The following is a 17,296-nucleotide window of genomic DNA, read 5'->3' on the forward strand; positions in this document are numbered from 1 at the left end:
TGAATGTGGGAGGTGTTCGGATAAAGTTGATAATCAAGGGCCCACGCGCGAACAGGATTTGATTTTTGAAATATGGACGAATTCCTCGTCAGGAGGGTAAAATGGTGCCGACGGCAGCCCAAGTTGTAGAGAGCTGGGCAGAGCCGTTGCTTAATGAAGTTGGGTCATCGTCTTAGCGACGGTGGCCTTTCTTTTTGGGCTTCGAACCCTGCTTGAGTGCCTTGGAAAGGCCGACAAGGGCCGTGAGGAGCGAGACCATAGCGGTCAGGAGCTTCACGAGCTCGGTGAAATCGGTCATGGGCATCACCTCCCATCAAATGGAGGGCTCTGCCCGGCACGAGTGCTGCCGACAGCAAGGACGATTCTATCAGAGCGGCTGACTCCCGCCGATCAATTCATACTCCTCACCCTCGCCGAATTGCGAGCATGAAAGAATCGGCACTGGATGGCAGCGCGCTAGGGCACCGACGATAGGCTTTCCAAAACTAGCGAGGCGTGTCTCCGCGCGAGTAGTCAGCGCGGTCGACGACGCGGTCGTCCAGCTGCCTCGACACAGCGCCGCCGCCGTGCGCCTGGCCCGCGGCGCGAACGCGGTCGTCACCGGCATCGGGAACGGCGCCGGCGTAGCGGTTGCGAATCTCCCTTGCGTAACCGCGACGCGCAAGAAGCTCATCGCGAACCGCCGGATCTTCGAGCAGATCGTCATCACACTTCGGTGCGATGAACTTCGGGAACGAGTTGTAGGCGACGCCCTTGCTCGCCTTCGCCTGCTCGACCCACGCCGAATACGCCTTCTTAAGCCGTTGGATGTAAATCTCACAGCGCTTCTCGTATGGAAGGGCTCGCTCTGCTTCCAGCACGTTATTTTTGAAGGCCGCCTCGAGCTGCTTGATCGCGAACCGCCCGTCAAGACGGGTCAGGTTGAAAGTGCACTTCGGGTTGCCGGCCTCCTTGATATCGAGATCCGTCGCATAGACTCGGTTGTTCTTGATGAAAATGTCTACGCCCCATGAGGCAAGTAATTTTTTGAACTGCTCCATATTCTTCGGGTGGTAGTCGTTGATTGCAATATGGATCAGCTCGCGCAGATTGTTTTTATAACTGTACTCTCCCCGATCGACAATCACCTTTTCAATATCGCGCGGCTGTCGATCTCGAATCTTCGAATTCTTCTTTCCCTTTTCGAGCTGGGCGAGATTCCAGTCCTTATCGAGTTCGCGGACCCATGAGGCGCGTTCGTACTTTCCCTTGCGACCGCCGATGTCGCAACGCTTGCCGGTATCAAGGTTTGTCCGGTTGATTGCCATATGGACCGCGAACCGTTTTCCCGCCTTATCGCTTTCCTCATGCAACGCGAGAATCACTTGTTGATGCGGATAGTGCCTCGCAAGCCATTGCTCCGCGTAGGCCAAACATGCATCGGGGGTCATCTTGCCTCCGTTGCATGAGCATTCTTCCGGAAGGAACGCGAGGATCTGGTGTAGCAGGATTACGTTTTTGGCTCCGGCTCTCGACGGCTTGTCGTGGTGGAAAACCTTTCTGGTTCTATCCATTTTCGAAAACCAGCGATCGCTGTATTCGATGTTCCAGCCACCGCGCACAAGCGCATGTTTTCCGTTGATGTATTTACGGACGTTCTTCGCATACCGTTCACTCGAAACGCTCTTCTGCTTAATGACGGTCATTTTGGTCACCGCCGACGAAATATCGCTTCTCGAGCTCGTCGATGAAACGGTCCAGCTTACGCCCAACTTGGTAAACCTTTTCGAGTGTGCGGAAAACAGCTTTCTCGTTGTACGCGGGAAGCCCCTGGGCGTTCACAAAATACATCAGCTGATTGAGATTCGTTCCTTCCTTCAAGAGCTCGTGATAGATCTTGTCGATCGACGCCCGATCGACATCAATTTTCTCGACATTCCCTTTGAGCAGTACGCGACGTGCATACGCACTGACAGTCATATCGAGGGAATCAGCATTGCTTTCAATTATCTTTTTTTCTTCCGGCGAGACCCGGACGTGAATGTCATCGGTTCGGAATTTCTGGTCAGCGATTTCCGAAAAACCAAAATCGATATCGAGATCGTCGGCATTGCACAAAACGAAGCGGATGAGTTCCGCCTCGCTCATCTCATGTCGCTTTGCGATTGCAGTGATGGCTTTCTTCTCGTCATTTGAAAGAGACGCCTTGACGGTGTGTGGGCGGAGCCTGCTCATGATTCCTCCTCGGAAAACGAATCAGCGATCGGAGAGGCCTCCGATCAAAACCTGCTATGCGATTCGCTTTCCTTTTGATGAGGAACGGCTGGCGTCGTTCCAAAAATGAAGAATCGACTTCGCGATTCTTTATCGCGAAGTTTCAACTTCACAACAACCTTATCGCCGTAGCAGGCGATAAGCAAGGTCTGTGGCGTGGTGTTTTTGGGGTCCGGATGGACCCACAAAAACACCACCCACAGTCATCTTGCAATCGCCTGCTACGGCGATTGGGCGGAGCGCAGCGTAGACACGAAATGAGAGGCCTCGTTTCGAGCGAAAGGCTTCGCGGTGTCGTAGTGTCAGCGAAGACCGTGAGCGGAAGCGAATTTTTAACGCGAAGGATGCTGAGTGTTAGAGATTCGCTGTAGCGAGAGCGGAGCGGTAATGCGAATGCGAGGGATGCAGAGTGTTTGCATTACCGCGCAGCGGACTCCGGGCGAGGGCTGGAACAAGTTGATGGAAGACCTTACCGATTTGCGGAAGGTTTTGCCCGAAGCATCCGGCACCGCCGGATTCTTTTGGAACGGCCTCTCGTTTGATTGCTTTCCTATCGTTTACTCCCAGAATGGGCGTTAAAAAAGGCGGCCGAAACCGGCCGCCCGCAAATAAATACTTATTTACCGAATGTAAGAGGAGAGGAACGATGCGCATTACTCCCAGTGACCGGCGACGTCGACAACCCAATGTTGTCCCGTAGCCTGCTGTTCATAATGTCCTTGGTCCTCAGAGGTGGTATACGAATCATTGATTGCAGAACCGCCGTTAGGATGCTGCGCATCGCCAAAAGTAGCGTGAGCGTGAGCGTCCATTTCGGCTGCAGATCCAAATGCTGCGTGGCATGCACTGCAGATCCAACGTTCATGGCGCGTATAAACCACATTCGGCACCCAGACCTGGCTGTAATCTGTCTCCCAGTGGCCCTGCTCGGCAACCCACTTCTTCTGGCTGCCGCCGTTGGAAGAGGAATTGTTGCTGCCGGAACTCTGCGAATTGCCGGAATTCTGCTTGGACTGGGAGGAATCGCCCTTGTTGTCCGACTTCGAGGAATCGGAAGACTTGTTATCCTCCTTCTTGGAGTCATCGGACTTCTGGTCCTTGCCGTCGGATTCTTTCTTCTCCTCGGTCTTGGCTCCAGAGGTTTGCGCCGCCTTTTCTTCGCTTGGCTTCTTTTTGTCTTTGTTCTTTACCGCTGTGGCGGCCCTTTCCGTAGAGCCGCTTCCTTGCTTTGCAACGCTGGCACATCCAAGTTGAGGTGCCGAAAGGCACACCAGAAGCGCAACGATAATAGCCTTTGTTCTCACACCGATCTCCCTGACCATGAAACCGGGCGTTGGACACCAGCCGATATCCAACGCCCGGCTCGCTTTTACATCTGCTCGCGGCGCTTCTTCCGGTCGAGGAAGACGCCGGCTGCCACGAGGACGGTACCGCCGATGACGAACGTCTCGCCGATGAGTCCCGCGCGGTCACCGGTCTGGGCGAGGCTGCCGGGCTGGGCGGTATCCGTGCCGGCGAGGTGCTTCGGGGTGTATGCCGCCTGCTGCTTTGCCGCCTCCTCTGCCTCCTGTCGTGCGATCTCATCGGAAAGCTTCTGCTCCGCCGCGATGCGGTCGGACTTCGCCTGCTCGTAGGCGGCGAGTGCCGTATCATAGCCGGACTGGAGCCCGTCCACCGCGGCCTGCTTTTCGTCCAGGATTGCCTTTGCGGGCGCGACCTTGGCACGTGCCTCGACTGCTGCGGCGAAAAGCGCGTTGAGGGCGTCATCCGCGTTCACATCATGGCCGGAAGCGATCGCCGCGCCGGCATCGATGGAGTTCAGCTTCGACAGCTTGGCGTCTGCCTGCGCCTTTGCCTGTTCGGCGGCGGAGACCAGGGACTCGGCGGCGATGGCATCCGCCTTCGCGGCATCGAGCGCGGCCTTGGTGTCATTGACGGCCTTTACTGCATCCTGCTCGCGCTGCTGTGCCTCTGCGAGCTTCGCGGCAAGGCCGGTGAGGATGTCGAGGTTCGACTGTGCGTCCTCGAGATCAGTCTGGGAGCCGGTAAGCCTGTCGGCGGCAACGCCGGTGTCGGCCTTTGCGGCATCGACGGCACGCTGGGCATCCGCGAGGGCGCTTGCGGTGGTATCCGCCTTTTGCTTGGCGGCTGCGAGGACCGCCGCCTTCTCGGCCTGGTCGGCTGCCGCCGCGTCATGGGCGCTCTTTGCGGTATCGAGCACCTTCTTGGCATCGGCGACGTCCTGGAAGAACTTCGCGAGATCGGCGTTCGCATCCGTGACGCCCTGCTGCTTGGCCTCGGTGTCCGCCTTGGCGGCATCCAACTTAGACTGTACGGTCGTTACGGCTGCGTTGGCAGCATCAAAGGCAACCTGCTTCTGCTGGACGGTCGACTTTGCCGTATCGACTGCCGCGTTGGCGGCATCGAGGTCCGATTTCGCCGCATCAAGCTCGGTCTGGGCCTCCGTGACGCCCTGCTGCTTGGATGCGAGATCAGCCTTTGCGGCATCGACGGCACGCTGGGCATCGGTGACGTCCTGCTTCGCGGCATCGACACCTGCCTGTGCGGAATCCGCTGCGTCCTGCTTCTGCTGGACGGTTGCGGCGGCGCCGGCGGCTGCCTGCTGCTTGGATGCGAGATCGGCCTTGGCTGCGTCGAGTGCGCTCTTGGCGTTCTTGAGGCCGTTGATATAGGAGGTCAGCTTCTGCTCGTACTCGTCGACGGACATGGGGTTCATGTTCCAACCGGAGCCTGCCCAGCCCAGGTTTGCGGTATCGAAGCTGTCGGTCTGCCAGCCGTTCATGGTTCCCTTGCTGCAGACTGCCATGCCCATATAGCCGATTTCAGGGCTGATGACATGCAGATAGTGACCGACGGTTGCGGGATATCCGGCAACCTTAAAATGCTGGTTGACATAGGATTCAATCCCGCTATGCGACTTGTAGAAATCTACGGCATCCTTACCGATTAGCCCGGTGACGCCATAGAGCTCCTGAACCGCCTGATCGAAGAAAGCCTTTTCTTGGTCCACCCACTGCGGTTTTGGATCGGTTCCATAGTTCCACGCGAGGTTTTCGCTCGTATCAAACTGCATGGAATGCCCAAACTTGACATCGGAATAGTTCGCGTTGGCAATCGCCGCTGCAATGAGCTTGTACGTGACTTGGAGCTCAGGGAGACCGACGGACTTGCGATATTCGTTGATGGACTTCATGTACGGGATTGCCGCGAGCATGTTGTCGAGACTGGTCGCGTCGAGGCTGTTCCCCACTTCGGTGTAGTCCTTGTATGTGCAGTTCTGGATGATCTCGATGGCTGAATCGGCACCCATGGCACGGAAGAAGCCGATGGCTCCCTGCTTGAGCTGCGCGCCGGCAGAATCGAGTTTCGCCTGGGCCTCGTCGACTTTCTGCTGCGCGGCGGTCACGGCGGCGTCTGCGGTATCCTTTGCGGCCTTGGCGTTCGCGAGCTCTACGTCGGCGGCTGCCTTAGCTGACTCGGCGTCCTTGACAGCCTGCTTCGCGGCATCCAGCTTGGCGACGGCGTCGGCATTCGCCTGCTTGGCCGCATCGAGGTCGGCGTTCGCGGCATCGAGTGCGGACTGGGCGGCGTTCACACCGGATTCGGCATCGGTCGCGGCCTGCTGCTTTACGGAGAGGGCCACCTGGGCATCATTCAGGGCGTCCTGTGCCGCTGCCGCAGCGGACTGTACCTGCTCGAGCTCGGACTCGCACTGGGACTGTGCCGCTCGTGCGGCAGCGAGGACTGCCTCTGCGTCCGCGACCTTCTGTTTCGCCGCATCGTACTCCGGACCGCTGGCACCTGCCTCCGCTGCAGCGAGGTCGGCTTTCGCCTTCTCGTAGGCGGCGCTGGCGGCTGCGGCCTTCGCATCCGCCGCGTCCTTGTTCTGCCTGGCTGCAGCGAGGACAGAATCGGCGGAATCCTTTGCAGACTGGGCCGCAACCAGCTTGGACTGGGCATCGGCAAGCGTCGCGTTGGCGTTGGCGAGTTCGGCCTGTGCCCTACTCACGGCATCCTGGGCGTCGCGTACCGCCTGCTCGGCGGCACGGATAGCCTCCGGGGTGGCGCTTACGGCATCGGCCTTGGCTTTATCGAGGGCATCCTTGGCGTCCTGGGCCGCCTTGAGGGCGGACTGGTACGCTTCGTCCTTCTCGGATGCATCCGCCTTGGCGTCTGCGAGACCCGCCTTCGCCTGCTCGAGGTCCTTGCCGGCGGCATCGGCGGCGTCCTTGCCCTCCGCGACCTGACGGGCGTACTCGTCCATTGCCGCTCGGTCGGCTGCCGTGCCGGCGCTGACTGCCGAATCGTAGGATGCCTTGGCCTGGTCGCGGGCGGAAGCCGCCTCGTTGTAGGGACCGGCGGCCTCATCGTAGGATGCCTTGGCGGCGTCCTCCTTCGCCTTCGCCTCGTCGACTGCCTTCTGCAGGTCCGCGATGGTCTGTGCGGCGGATTTCGCGCCGACACCGGATGCCGCGCCGGCGTGGGCGGCGATCGGCGACATCACGGCGGGGTGCTGCGTGCCCCCGTCACCGGTCTGGGCGAATGCCGTGAACGGTGAGATGAGGCTCGATCCGGTCATGGCGGCCATGGTCGCCGCGGTGACGGTCAGACGCGCGATCCCCTTCGGGGCATGAATCTTTTTGTTTGGCAGTGTGGCGAAGTGATCGCCGCCGGCAGCGAAATGCTTTCCCTGAGTCATTGCTATTCCATTCCTTTTCCGTGCCCTATCCGACTGGGCATCAGAGTGCTTTCCAATAGAGATAATTATGCGCCTTAACAGGGATTGTTGTATATAGTCCGTTGGCTTTTATACAACAATCCATGACTCTTTTTGTCATGGATATCTCGCCGCTACAACGATCCTTTGGTCTACGCTGCAAAGAATTAAGATCAAAGTCTGGTTACTCTCAAGTACAATTTGCGAATCGCATCGGCATGGACAGGTCTTACTACGCCTCGATAGAGGTCGGACGAAGAAATGTCAGTCTTTCTAACCTCTGTAAAATTGCTAACGGATTCGACATGACAATCGCTGCACTCATGACTGGTGTGACTGAGAAAACGGATTAGTCCATCAATCAATCAGCGAACGCAGTGAGCGAATCAATCGACGGCACAGCCGGCGGCAAGGTCACGGCACGTGACCGCGCAGCGAGCTTCGCGAGCGAAGGGGGACAGCATCGCTGTCCCTATTCTTTATCGACGGCTTAGCCGGCGGCAAGGACACGGTACGTGGCCGCGCAGCGAGCTTCGCGAGCGAAGAGGACGGCATCGCCGTCCCTATATTTTTATAGTATATTTCTCTATTAATTGGTTTCACCAAAATGGGTATAGCGCAAGCTTCTGAACAGGCGTTTTTATCAAAAACTCAAAGCAGCCGAATCATCAAAATGGTGAGATTTTTTACCCAAATTGAGGAAGCGCTTCACCAAAATGGAACCGACTAACGGCTGTTGAAAACTTTTTATCCCCAAAATGGTGATTTCCTGTTTTCAGTGGAAAACTCGGTAAGTTAAATTATTTACTTACCAGATTTACAAACAAAAGCAGTTCTTAACCCTAAAACCAGAACAGGTCAGAAGCAAAATTAACTCCTGACCTGCGATTTTTCTGGTGCCCCCGGGCGGATTCGAACCGTCGGCACCCGCTTTAGGAGAGCGGTGCTCTATCCCCTGAGCTACGGAGGCATGTTGTATTAGTGTAGCAGATTTACGCCGCTGTAATGCAGCGTATACCCACTCTTCGAAGTTGCGGTGGAACAGCCCTCCGGAAAGTGCGTCCCACTATCCAGGCAAATTCTGGGTCAGACTTTCCCCATGGGACCTCGCTGGGAAACTGTGTCCCAGAATTTCGACTCGAAACGGGACACGGTTTCCCAAACGGGCCCGTTCCGGAAACTACATCCCGCAATCGGCACTCGAACCGGGATGCACTTTCCCGATCGAGCCTCATGGGAAACCGCGTCCCACTTTAGGGGGGCGCTCTTTAATGACTAGTTGCCTTTGTGGAAAAGGTTTTTGATAACGGAGGGGATGCTCTTGGCGCCCTTGGCCGTCACATCGATAAAGTCGGGCGAACGAACGAGCCTGTCCTCGTCAATGTACTTACGCACCGCGCGAAGCGTTTCCTTGTCATTGCGCGTCGAAAACGTAAAGTGGCCATTCTCTTTGGTAAAGATGGCAAAACGCGTAATCTTCTTGGTGCCGCGCAAAACCTCGGCGGCAATATAGTCGACCTCGTCCCACGGGATTTGGATATAATCCTCGGGATTACGCTCGTTATAGTACTCAAACGCCTTATTGCCCACCATCACGTTACCGTGACTGGTAAGCCCCATCAGGCAGGTTGCCGGCGTTGCCAGATCGACCGTGCTGTTCTGAGATTGCGCCATACGCGCCTCGCCCTCCAATAAAAACAATCGGACCGCATCCAGTGTACCCACCGGGTGCGGTCCGTTTCAATGGCTCAAAAGCCCTTGCCTAGCAACTCTCGGTCTTAAGCCGAAGCGTGCTTACATGAAGCCGCAGACGCGACCGATGATGCCGACGGCGAAGAGAGCCAGGATGATGACGATCGGGCTGACCTTCTTCTTGAGGAGCTTGCAGACCAGAAGGGTCAGGCACACGGCGGCAAGGCCGGGGATGAGCTGATCGAGGTTGGCCTGAAGCGTGGTGACCTTCACCGGGTCGAGTGCGTTGGCACCGACAGAGCTGTACATCGTCAATGCCTGCTTGATGCCCTCAGAACCGGCGGGCAGGTTGGCCCAGTCAATATAGGCGCCAGCAGACTGCGTGACCTTGGAGACGACCGGGGTAAAGGAGATGGAAACCCAACGCTCGACAAGGGCGCCGATGATGAACATACCAAGGATGGAAGCACCCTCGGTGACCTTGCCCATCAGACCGCCGGAGAGGTCCTTGGCGATGGAGGAGCCGACCTTGTAGCCAAACTCCTGCGTGTACCACAGGAAGGCGTAACGGATGATGTTCCACGCGAAGAAGAACAGCAGCGGACCGGCGATGCTGCCGGACAGGGCCAGGGAAGCGCCCAGTGCGCCCAGAATCGGGCGAAGGGTGAACCAGAAGGCGGGGTCGCCGACGCCGGCGAGCGGGCCCATCATACCGACCTTGACGCCCTGAATGGCGACGTCGTCAATCGGAGCACCGTTGGCGCGCTCCTCCTCGAGGGCGAGGGTAACGCCAATGACGGGGGCGGAAACATAGGGGTGGGTGTTATAGAACTCCAGGTGGCGCTTAAGAGCGGCAATCTGGTCATCCTTGCTGGTGTAGAGCTTCTTGATCGCAGGGATCATTGCGAAGCACCAGCCGCCGTTCTGCATACGCTCGTAGTTCCACGAGCCCTGAAGGAACTGATGACGGAAGCAAACCTTCTTACGGTCAGCCTTGGTGAGCTGAATCTTGTTCTCTGCCATATGTATCACTCCCCTCCTACTCGTAATCGTTCAGAATGTCGCCGAGCGGGTCACCGGAGCCACCGCCCATGCCGCCACCCTGCTTGGCCAGATCCTTAAGGCCAAGGTAGATGAGGGCAAGGGAGATGCCGATGAGGCCAAGGGCGATCAGCGTGAGCTGAGGGATGGCAGCAAGGACAAAGCCGAGGATGAAGAACGGCCAGGTCTCCTTGGTGGCCATCATGTTGATGACCATGGCGTAACCGACGGAAGCGACCATGCCGCCGCCGACAGCCATGCCGCCGGACAGCCAATCGGGCATAGCGTTAAGCGCGTTGGTAACAGCCTCGGCCGGGATGATGCACAGAAGTACTGCCGGGATGGCGATACGAACACCCTGCATGAGGATGCCGGCGTACTGCCAACGCTCGATGCCGGCGAAGTCGCCCTTCTCGGCGCAGGCGTCCATGCCGTGAACCATAGCGGTAGCCAGGGTACGGCAGATCATGGTCAGGAACAGACCAGCGACCGACAGCGGGACGGCGACGGCGATGGCGGCGGTAACGGCCTTGGCCGAATCGGTGGCGCCACCGTTGAGGGCGAGCACCATGATGATCGAAGAAGCGACCGAGGCCAGAGCGGCGTCAGGCGCGACGGCGGCGCCGACGTTAGCCCAGCCAAGGGCCATCATCTGGAGCGAACCGCCCAGGAGGATGCCCTCCTGAAGGTGACCGGTTACGAGACCGATAAGCGTGCATGCCACGAGCGGCTGATGGAACTGGAACTCATCCAGAATGCCTTCCATACCGGCAAGCAACGCGACAATCGCAACAAGCAGAATAGTGATTGCAGACATGTATCGGACCCTCCTTTACTATGCTTGAGCGGCCAGTTCGGCCTTAGCTTTCTTCAACATGGCGTCGAGATCCTCGGAGGAATCCGAAGGAACCTTGCGGACCTCGAACTTGACGCCCTTGGCCTTGAGAGCCTCGATGGTCTTGACGTCGTCATCGCCCATAGCGACAGCGTTAGTGACGACGACCTTGCCCTTGGAGTGGGCCATGGAACCGATGTTAGCTTCCTTGATGTCGACGCCGGCCTCGATGGCCCTGAGCAGATCCTGCGGGTTCTCGAACAGCAGCATCGCCTTGGTGTCGCCAAAGCGCGTGTCCTTGACGACCTCGGCCATCTTCTTGATGGGCACGACGTTGGCGTGGACTCCCGGAGGGGCAGCCTGCTCGATCATGGTCTTGCGGAGCTCGTCGTGAGCAACGCCGTCGGAGACCACGATGATGCGGTTGGGGTTGATCTGCTTGGTCCACGTGGTGGCCACCTGACCATGCAGCAGACGCGTGTCGATACGGACGTGGGCGATCTTGATGTGCCCGTCGCCGATCACCGTTCCCGGAGGAATGGCACCCGCAGGAGCAGCGGCGGCCGCAGCCGGCTTCTTCTCCTCGGGCTCCAGAGACTCGGGCTTGACGCGCACGCCGGCCTTAGCCTCAGTCACGAGATGTTTTGCGATCGCATGTGCAGTGTTCTTTGCGTCAAAGCGCTGCGAATATGCCTCGATGAGCATAGGCAGGTTGACACCGGTGACGATAGCCCAGGAATCATGGCCCTCGATGAGACCGCTGATCTGGTTGAAGGGCGTGCCGCCCCACAGATCAACGAGGAAGAGCACCTGCTCCTGGTCCTCGAAGGAAGCAATTGCCTCCTCGACCTTGGCTCGGAAGTCGTCGGGGCCCATGCTCGGCTCGAGCGAGACCACGGCTACAGACGGCTGATCGCCAAAGACCATCGAGCCCGTCTGCTTGATTCCAGCCGCCAAGTCACCATGGCTAGCAAGAACAATACTTACCATCACATAACCTCCTTTTTGTCTACGTAATTCCTACACGACAGTTATGGAGTATAGCTGCAAATACAGCAGAATTGTTTGAAAAACTGCAAAAGGTAGCATTATTTGTTTAAACGTCTTAATTTGTTACAAGTTGATTACATTCCAGTTTTTTGGCTGATTTGCTGCTGAGGATTGATAGCTGATCTATTTACATGACCGAATTGAGCACGCTGTTCATTATTGCCGGTTTTAAACAGACACAAATGTGCTCGGGTTGAGGCTATTTCGTTTAAACAGATGGTGCTTGACTAATGGTAAGAAATATGCTCTAGCAAAGTAGTCGTTGGGGACGTTCTTTTTCGACTAGTCGTTTAAGAACGTCCCCAAAGACTAAGTTAGGCGATGTGGAGGGGGTTGGCGGCGTCGACGGCGTCGGGGGCATCGGAGAGGCCGTCGGGGGCAGCGTCTGTCGGGTCCTCGTCGGGGGTCTCGATCTGCTTGATCATGACCTCCTGGCCCTGCAGCAGATAGGTCTCGCCGCTACCGCAATGGGGGCAGGTCTTGCCGTGCTCGACCGTCGCGTAGTCGCAGCCGCACGCCTCGCAATGCGTCACGGCCTCGACAGGCTCCACAATAAGCTCCGCGCCCTGCGTGATAGGCTTTTTATCTGCCGCCCAGCGCCAAGCGTCAAGCAGCAGATCGGGAACGACGCCCGAGACCTCGCCCAGGAGCAGTGTCACGCTCGAAACGCGACTCACGCCATTGGCGCGCGCCACATTCTCGACATCGCGAATGATGTGATAGACGATTCCTAATTCATGCACTTTTTCTTCCGCCGTTCTAACGAACGGCGGTCGACTTGACGCTGCGCGAGCCCCAGACGGACGATCTGCCTTTCAATCGTCGGGCATGGGCAAAAGCCCTATGCCCTCCTCTTTCAAGGCACCTCGCCACGCCTGGGACTCGCTCGCTGTCCAACCGTTCTCTGCGCCGTTCTCTTGTTTGTTGCGTTTTTTATTTCTTCCCAAATTTGATTTTGATCGCACGCTTCAAAGCGTACTTGCCGAGGCTGGGGAGCTTTTGCTCGTATTTGACCATCGTGGAGCACTCGGGGCGGTCGCGATCCAGATGGATGGCGTCGAACGCGCACTTGGTGGTGCACAGACCGCAGCCAATACACTTGTTGGGGTCGACGATCGAGGCGCCGCAGCCCAGGCAGCGAGCGGTCTCGGCGCGCACCTGTTCCTCGGTAAAGGTCTCGACGTACTCGCTAAACGGCGCGGCCTTCTCGCGTTCGCGGTCCACATGCGCAACCTCGCGGCTCGCGTTGTCGTAGCTTTCGATCACGGCATCGTCGCGGTCAAGCGCGGTGTAGCGGCGCTGGTTGCGGCCGATGGTGAGCGTGGAGCCCGGCTGCACAAAGCGATGGATGGACACCGCGGCCTCGTGACCGGCGGCAATGGCATCGATGGCAAAGCTGGGGCCAGTGTAGACGTCGCCGCCCACAAAGATGTCGGGCTCGGCGGTCTGGTACGTCTGCGGATCGGCAAGGGCACCCTGGCCGCGGCCGAGCTCCACCTTGGAGCCAGCCAGCAGGTCGCCCCACACAATGGACTGGCCAATGGACATGACGACACGGTCGGCATCGACACGGCGCAAGTCGTTCTCGTCATACTCGGGCGCAAAACGGCCCTCGTCGTCAAAGACACGCGTGCAGCGCTTGAAGGTGATACCGCACACACGACCGGCCTCGTCCAGGTGAATCTCCTTGGGGCCCCAGCCGCAGCTAATGTGCGCGCCGTCCTCAATGGCCTCGCGACGCTCCTCCTCGCTGGCAGGCATCTGGGCCTCGCTCTCCAGGCAGAACATCTCAACGTGCTCGGAACCCAGACGGCAGGCGTTGCGCGCGACGTCGATGGCCACGTTGCCGCCGCCCACCACGATGGTGCGCCCGGGCAGCGCGTCGATCTTGCCGCTGTTAACCTCGCGAAGGAAGTCGACGGCCACGGTCACATCCTCGGCATCCTCGCCCGGAATGCCGGCAAGGCGGCCGCCCTGGCAGCCAATGGCCACGTAGAAGGCCTTAAAGCCCTGCGCGCGCAGCTCGTCGAGCGTCACGTCGCGGCCGACTTCCACGCCATAGCGGAACTCGGCACCCATCAGGCGAATGACCTCGACCTCGGCCTCGATAACGTCCTTCTGCAGCTTAAAGCTAGGAATACCGTAGGTGAGCATGCCGCCCGGGCGCTCGTTTTTCTCGAACACGACGGGCTTGTAGCCCTTCTTGGCCAGATAGAAGGCGCAAGACAGACCGGCCGGGCCGGCACCGATGATGGCGATTTTCTGGTCGAAGCCGCCGGCGCGCGTCGGCGTCACCACGGGCGGGACATAACGGGTCGCGGCATCCAGATCGCGCTGGGCGATAAACTTCTTGACCTCGTCGATCGCCACGGCGGCATCCACGCGACCACGGGTGCAGGCGTCCTCGCAGCGGCGGTTGCACACGCGGCCGCAGATGGCGGGCAGCGGGTTCTCGCGCTTGATGAGCGCCAGCGCCTCGTCGTAGCGGCCCTGAGCCGCGAGCTTCAAATAGCCCTGAACGGCAACGTGCGCGGGGCAGGCCGTCTTGCAGGGAGCGGTGCCGGACTCATGCGTCTCGATGCGGTTGTCGTTGCGGTAGTTGGGCGACCACTTGGTGTGGTCCCACTTGGTGGCATCGGGCAGCTCCTGGCGCGGATACTCGGGCACCTGTCCGCCGGACTTTTTGCTGCAGAGCTTCTGGCCCAGCTTGGCGGCGCCGGCCGGGCACACCTCAACGCAGCGACCGCAGGCCACGCACTTGTCCTTCTCGACCTTGGCGACATAGGCCGAGCGCGACAGGTTGGGCGTGTTGAACAGCTGCGAGGTGCGCAGGGCGTAGCACACGTTGACGTTGCAGTTGCAGATGGCGAAGATTTTGTTCTCACCGTCAATGTTGGTGATCTGGTGCACAAAGCCGTTGTCCTCGGCCTGGCGCAAGATGTCGTAAACCTCATCGCGGGTCACGTAATGGCCACGATCGGTCTCGACCACGTAGTCGGCCATATCGCCCACGGCAATGCACCAGTCGGCCGGGTCATCGGCGCAGCCCTCACCCATCACGCGACGGCTCGCGCGGCAGCTGCAGGTGCTAGCGGCATATTTGCCATCGTATTTGTCGAGCCAATGCTCGATATGCTCAATAGGCACCGACGTGCTCGCGGCGTCGATAGCCTTCTCGACCGGAATGACGTGCATGCCGATACCGGCGCCCCCGGGCGGCACCATCGGCGTGGCGCGGGACAGCGGGCCCTTGGATGCCTGCTCAAAAAACTTGGCATAGACTGGATGCTCCTCGAGCTGGCTCACGCGCATGTTGAGGAACTCGGCGGAACCCGGCACCAGCATGGGCAGTACCCACTGCTTGGCGCGCTCGGGGTTTTCCCAGTTGTACTCGAGCAGACCCGTGTAGCTCATGTCGTCGAGCATCTTCTCGATATCGGCCTCGGGCATGCCGGTGAGCTTGACCATCTCGGGCAGCGTATAGGGACGACGCATCTTCATCTTGCAGAGCACTTCGGCCTGCTCGTCGGTTGCGGCCTCGGCAAACGACCAGTACTCGTAGCCCAGCAGCTCGTCGCGATGCAGCAGACGGTTGGTGCAGTGCTCGCACAGCTTGACGATTGCCTCGCGCGGATGCTCCGGCAGCGGCGGCACAAACTCCGCGCCGATATCGGGCTCGGTGTAACTAATCCCCGGTCCGTTGAGAATCATGGTTGTCCCTTCTCTTGCCGCAGCCCAACGAGGCCGCAGCGCCCCTCTTTTTTTGCAGGCCGGGCATGCCCCCATGCCGTTCACCCGCCATTGTTGACATTGTGTCAAAAATAGTATTGACGAACCGTCAACAATATTCAAGACTGTTAGGCGAACGGTCAGGCAAAAGAGGATGAAAGGCGGCAAAACATGGGCAACAACGCAGCAGGTACCTCTGTGGTCGATGCCGTCCCCGCATCCGATAGCGCGGCAAAGCGCTTGACGGGCGACGAACGCCGTCGCGAGATTCTCGATGCCGTGCGCACCGTAAGCTCCGAGCTGGGCGTGTCCCACCTATCGGTATCGGCTGTGACCAAGCGAGCCGGCTGCACGCGTTCATTGTTCTACCACTACTTTGCCGATATGGACGCCGCCGTCACCGCTGTCATGGACGAGGCGATCGACGGCTTCATTACCGAGCTCGAGCAGTGGAATGCCAGCCGCACGGTTGGCGACATCGAGGGGGCGCTCGACACCGTCGCCCCGCTCTTTAAGCGCCTGGTCGCCAGCGGCCACGAACTGCCGAGCACCCTGACCTCCAGCAGCGGCGCGCTCTACGGCGGCTTTTTGCACAACGTGGTCCAACGCGTGGCGCAGTATATCTGCGACACCACCGTGGTGGATTTTGTCGCCCATCATGAGCTACGCATCGACCATGTCTACGAGACGTTCTACACCCTCATCATGGGGTTGTTGATGTATATCCGCACGCACCCCGATGTGCCCGACGAGACAGTCAAGGAAATCATCGCCTCGACACTCCACATCGAGGGCTATACCGCCAAGTATCCGGAGCGCAAGCCCCAGAACTGACGACATTTGGCCAAACTGCCCGCGATCGGAAGAGGGGCCGCGGGCGTGTGAAAGGAGAGCAGCATGCTGTTCGATGTTTGGGGTAGCGATACCCTTATCCACTGGGCCGGCTGGGCCATGGTCTTTATTGGCCTGATCGTGCTCAACGAGGTCGGCCGCCGCACCAAGCTGGGCGCGGCAATCATCTTTGGCGTGGCTCCGCTGGCCATGACCATCTACTGCGTCGCCATCGCCATCGGCGTTTCGCAGGGCGCCGAGTGGGCGCTCACCAACCCCACCCATGTGTACCAGAACAGCTGGTTCCACTACGCCAAGGTCTACGCGGCGTTGGCCGGTTGCTGGGGCTTCATCGCCATTAAGTATCAGTGGGGCAAAATCGGCAAGGCACACTGGTTCCGCGCGTGGCCGTTTGTGATCGTCGCCATCAACATCATGATCGCCGTCGTGTCCGACTTTGAGAGCGCCTATCACTTCTTTGTCCTGGGCCAGTCCACTTGGGTCACCTCCGAAGGTGCTACGCAACTTGCCGGCTGGAACAACGTGTTCAACGGCATCGCCGGTATCATCAACATCTTCTGCATGACCGGTTGGTGGAGCGTCTACGCCTCCGAGGACAAGACCGACATGCTGTGGCCCGACATGACCTGGGTCTACATCATCGCCTACGATATCTGGAACTTCTGCTACACCTACAACTGCCTGCCCACCCACTCCTGGTTCTGCGGCTTTGCGCTGCTGCTGGCGCCCACCGTCGCCGCCTTTATCTGGAACAAGGGCGGCTGGATTCAGAACCGCGCCTTTACGCTGGCCATTTGGTGCATGTTTGCCCAGGTGTTCCCGTTCTTCCAGGAGGAGTCCATCTTTGTGACCCACTCCACGCTCGACCCCGTCGCCGCCACCGCGGTCTCGATCGCCGCGCTGATCGCCAACATCGCCGCGATCATCTACATCGCCTACCGCGCCAAGAAGCTCGGCCGCAATCCCTACAAGCAGGATGTCTTTGAGGGCACCAGCGATTGGGAGAAGGCTACCGCTCGCCGCGCCAAGGTGGATTACGCACACGCCGAGTAACGCGCCCGGTGCACATGCCGCTTGAATGCGAAGTCGCCTGGCCGACTCCGCGC

The 17,296-nt window shown here is 59.0% G+C and carries 14 protein-coding genes and 1 tRNA gene; 3 read left to right on the forward strand and 12 right to left on the reverse strand.

Features of this window, described 5'->3' with window-relative positions; translation table 11 throughout:
* Positions 1-172: 172 nt before the first annotated feature.
* The 5 genes from DW899_RS10855 to DW899_RS08000 all read right to left on the reverse strand — a co-directional run bounded on the left by DW899_RS10855 (position 173) and on the right by DW899_RS08000 (position 6,973).
* On the reverse strand, positions 173-298 hold the full coding sequence (locus DW899_RS10855) for a hypothetical protein (protein ID WP_255413117.1): 126 nt from the start codon (positions 296-298) through the stop codon (positions 173-175).
* 187 nt (positions 299-485) lie between these two features.
* Positions 486-1,685, reverse strand: coding sequence for a relaxase/mobilization nuclease domain-containing protein (locus DW899_RS07980; protein ID WP_117757733.1), 1,200 nt, complete (start codon positions 1,683-1,685; stop codon positions 486-488).
* The gene (locus DW899_RS07985) at positions 1,672-2,214 is read right to left on the reverse strand and encodes a hypothetical protein (RefSeq protein ID WP_117778755.1); all 543 of its coding nucleotides are present in this window, start codon (positions 2,212-2,214) and stop codon (positions 1,672-1,674) included. The genes DW899_RS07980 and DW899_RS07985 overlap by 14 nt, the downstream gene beginning before the upstream one ends.
* Before the next feature lie 692 nt (positions 2,215-2,906).
* Complete coding sequence (locus DW899_RS07995) at positions 2,907-3,608, reverse strand: hypothetical protein (protein WP_233539943.1); 702 nt, start codon at positions 3,606-3,608, stop codon at positions 2,907-2,909.
* 14 nt (positions 3,609-3,622) lie between these two features.
* Entirely contained in the window at positions 3,623-6,973 is a 3,351-nt protein-coding gene (locus DW899_RS08000) for a CAP domain-containing protein (protein WP_117800595.1), read from the reverse strand.
* Between the two features lie 137 nt (positions 6,974-7,110).
* Here DW899_RS08000 and DW899_RS08005 point away from each other — a divergent pair, with 137 nt between their 5' ends.
* The gene (locus tag DW899_RS08005) at positions 7,111-7,344 is read left to right on the forward strand and encodes a helix-turn-helix domain-containing protein (RefSeq protein WP_231500812.1); all 234 of its coding nucleotides are present in this window, start codon (positions 7,111-7,113) and stop codon (positions 7,342-7,344) included.
* Positions 7,345-7,885: 541 nt separating this feature from the next.
* Here the strand turns inward: DW899_RS08005 and DW899_RS08010 are convergent.
* From DW899_RS08010 to DW899_RS08040, 7 genes are all read right to left on the reverse strand, one after another.
* Positions 7,886-7,961, reverse strand: a tRNA-Arg gene (locus DW899_RS08010).
* A gap of 305 nt (positions 7,962-8,266) precedes the next feature.
* Complete coding sequence (locus DW899_RS08015) at positions 8,267-8,665, reverse strand: DUF956 family protein (RefSeq protein ID WP_117800596.1); 399 nt, start codon at positions 8,663-8,665, stop codon at positions 8,267-8,269.
* Positions 8,666-8,785: 120 nt separating this feature from the next.
* Entirely contained in the window at positions 8,786-9,706 is a 921-nt protein-coding gene (locus DW899_RS08020; RefSeq protein ID WP_117564942.1) for a PTS system mannose/fructose/sorbose family transporter subunit IID, read from the reverse strand.
* 16 nt (positions 9,707-9,722) lie between these two features.
* The gene (locus DW899_RS08025; RefSeq protein ID WP_089573274.1) at positions 9,723-10,541 is read right to left on the reverse strand and encodes a PTS mannose/fructose/sorbose transporter subunit IIC; all 819 of its coding nucleotides are present in this window, start codon (positions 10,539-10,541) and stop codon (positions 9,723-9,725) included.
* 18 nt (positions 10,542-10,559) lie between these two features.
* Complete coding sequence (locus DW899_RS08030; protein ID WP_089573275.1) at positions 10,560-11,549, reverse strand: PTS sugar transporter subunit IIB; 990 nt, start codon at positions 11,547-11,549, stop codon at positions 10,560-10,562.
* 374 nt (positions 11,550-11,923) lie between these two features.
* Positions 11,924-12,352: a hydrogenase maturation nickel metallochaperone HypA gene (locus DW899_RS08035; protein ID WP_117583629.1), complete on the reverse strand. Its 429-nt coding sequence runs from the start codon at positions 12,350-12,352 to the stop codon at positions 11,924-11,926.
* A 190-nt stretch (positions 12,353-12,542) separates the two neighbouring features.
* Positions 12,543-15,320, reverse strand: coding sequence for an FAD-dependent oxidoreductase (locus DW899_RS08040; protein WP_199570300.1), 2,778 nt, complete (start codon positions 15,318-15,320; stop codon positions 12,543-12,545).
* Positions 15,321-15,509: 189 nt separating this feature from the next.
* On the opposite strand from DW899_RS08040, the gene DW899_RS08045 reads away from it, so the two are divergent.
* Positions 15,510-16,172 (forward strand): TetR/AcrR family transcriptional regulator, encoded by a 663-nt coding sequence (locus DW899_RS08045; protein ID WP_117800597.1) that lies wholly within the window; start codon positions 15,510-15,512, stop codon positions 16,170-16,172.
* A gap of 63 nt (positions 16,173-16,235) precedes the next feature.
* Positions 16,236-17,243 (forward strand): DUF5692 family protein, encoded by a 1,008-nt coding sequence (locus tag DW899_RS08050; RefSeq protein ID WP_117800598.1) that lies wholly within the window; start codon positions 16,236-16,238, stop codon positions 17,241-17,243.
* Positions 17,244-17,296 lie beyond the last annotated feature (53 nt).

This window comes from Collinsella sp. AM41-2BH (assembly GCF_003468085.1).
Taxonomy (GTDB): domain Bacteria; phylum Actinomycetota; class Coriobacteriia; order Coriobacteriales; family Coriobacteriaceae; genus Collinsella.

What these genes read in the sequence shown, in the direction of transcription:
- DW899_RS08000 (WP_117800595.1), bottom strand. Translation starts at nt 6,973, where the DNA reads ATGACTCAGGGAAAGCATTTCGCTGCCGGCGGCGATCACTTCGCCACA.
- DW899_RS08030 (WP_089573275.1), bottom strand. Translation starts at nt 11,549, where the DNA reads ATGGTAAGTATTGTTCTTGCTAGCCATGGTGACTTGGCGGCTGGAATC.
- DW899_RS07980 (WP_117757733.1), bottom strand. Translation starts at nt 1,685, where the DNA reads ATGACCGTCATTAAGCAGAAGAGCGTTTCGAGTGAACGGTATGCGAAG.
- DW899_RS08005 (WP_231500812.1), top strand. Translation starts at nt 7,111, where the DNA reads ATGGATATCTCGCCGCTACAACGATCCTTTGGTCTACGCTGCAAAGAA.
- DW899_RS08045 (WP_117800597.1), top strand. Translation starts at nt 15,510, where the DNA reads ATGGGCAACAACGCAGCAGGTACCTCTGTGGTCGATGCCGTCCCCGCA.
- DW899_RS08015 (WP_117800596.1), bottom strand. Translation starts at nt 8,665, where the DNA reads ATGGCGCAATCTCAGAACAGCACGGTCGATCTGGCAACGCCGGCAACC.
- DW899_RS08025 (WP_089573274.1), bottom strand. Translation starts at nt 10,541, where the DNA reads ATGTCTGCAATCACTATTCTGCTTGTTGCGATTGTCGCGTTGCTTGCC.
- DW899_RS08040 (WP_199570300.1), bottom strand. Translation starts at nt 15,320, where the DNA reads ATGATTCTCAACGGACCGGGGATTAGTTACACCGAGCCCGATATCGGC.
- DW899_RS07985 (WP_117778755.1), bottom strand. Translation starts at nt 2,214, where the DNA reads ATGAGCAGGCTCCGCCCACACACCGTCAAGGCGTCTCTTTCAAATGAC.
- DW899_RS08020 (WP_117564942.1), bottom strand. Translation starts at nt 9,706, where the DNA reads ATGGCAGAGAACAAGATTCAGCTCACCAAGGCTGACCGTAAGAAGGTT.
- DW899_RS08050 (WP_117800598.1), top strand. Translation starts at nt 16,236, where the DNA reads ATGCTGTTCGATGTTTGGGGTAGCGATACCCTTATCCACTGGGCCGGC.
- DW899_RS10855 (WP_255413117.1), bottom strand. Translation starts at nt 298, where the DNA reads ATGACCGATTTCACCGAGCTCGTGAAGCTCCTGACCGCTATGGTCTCG.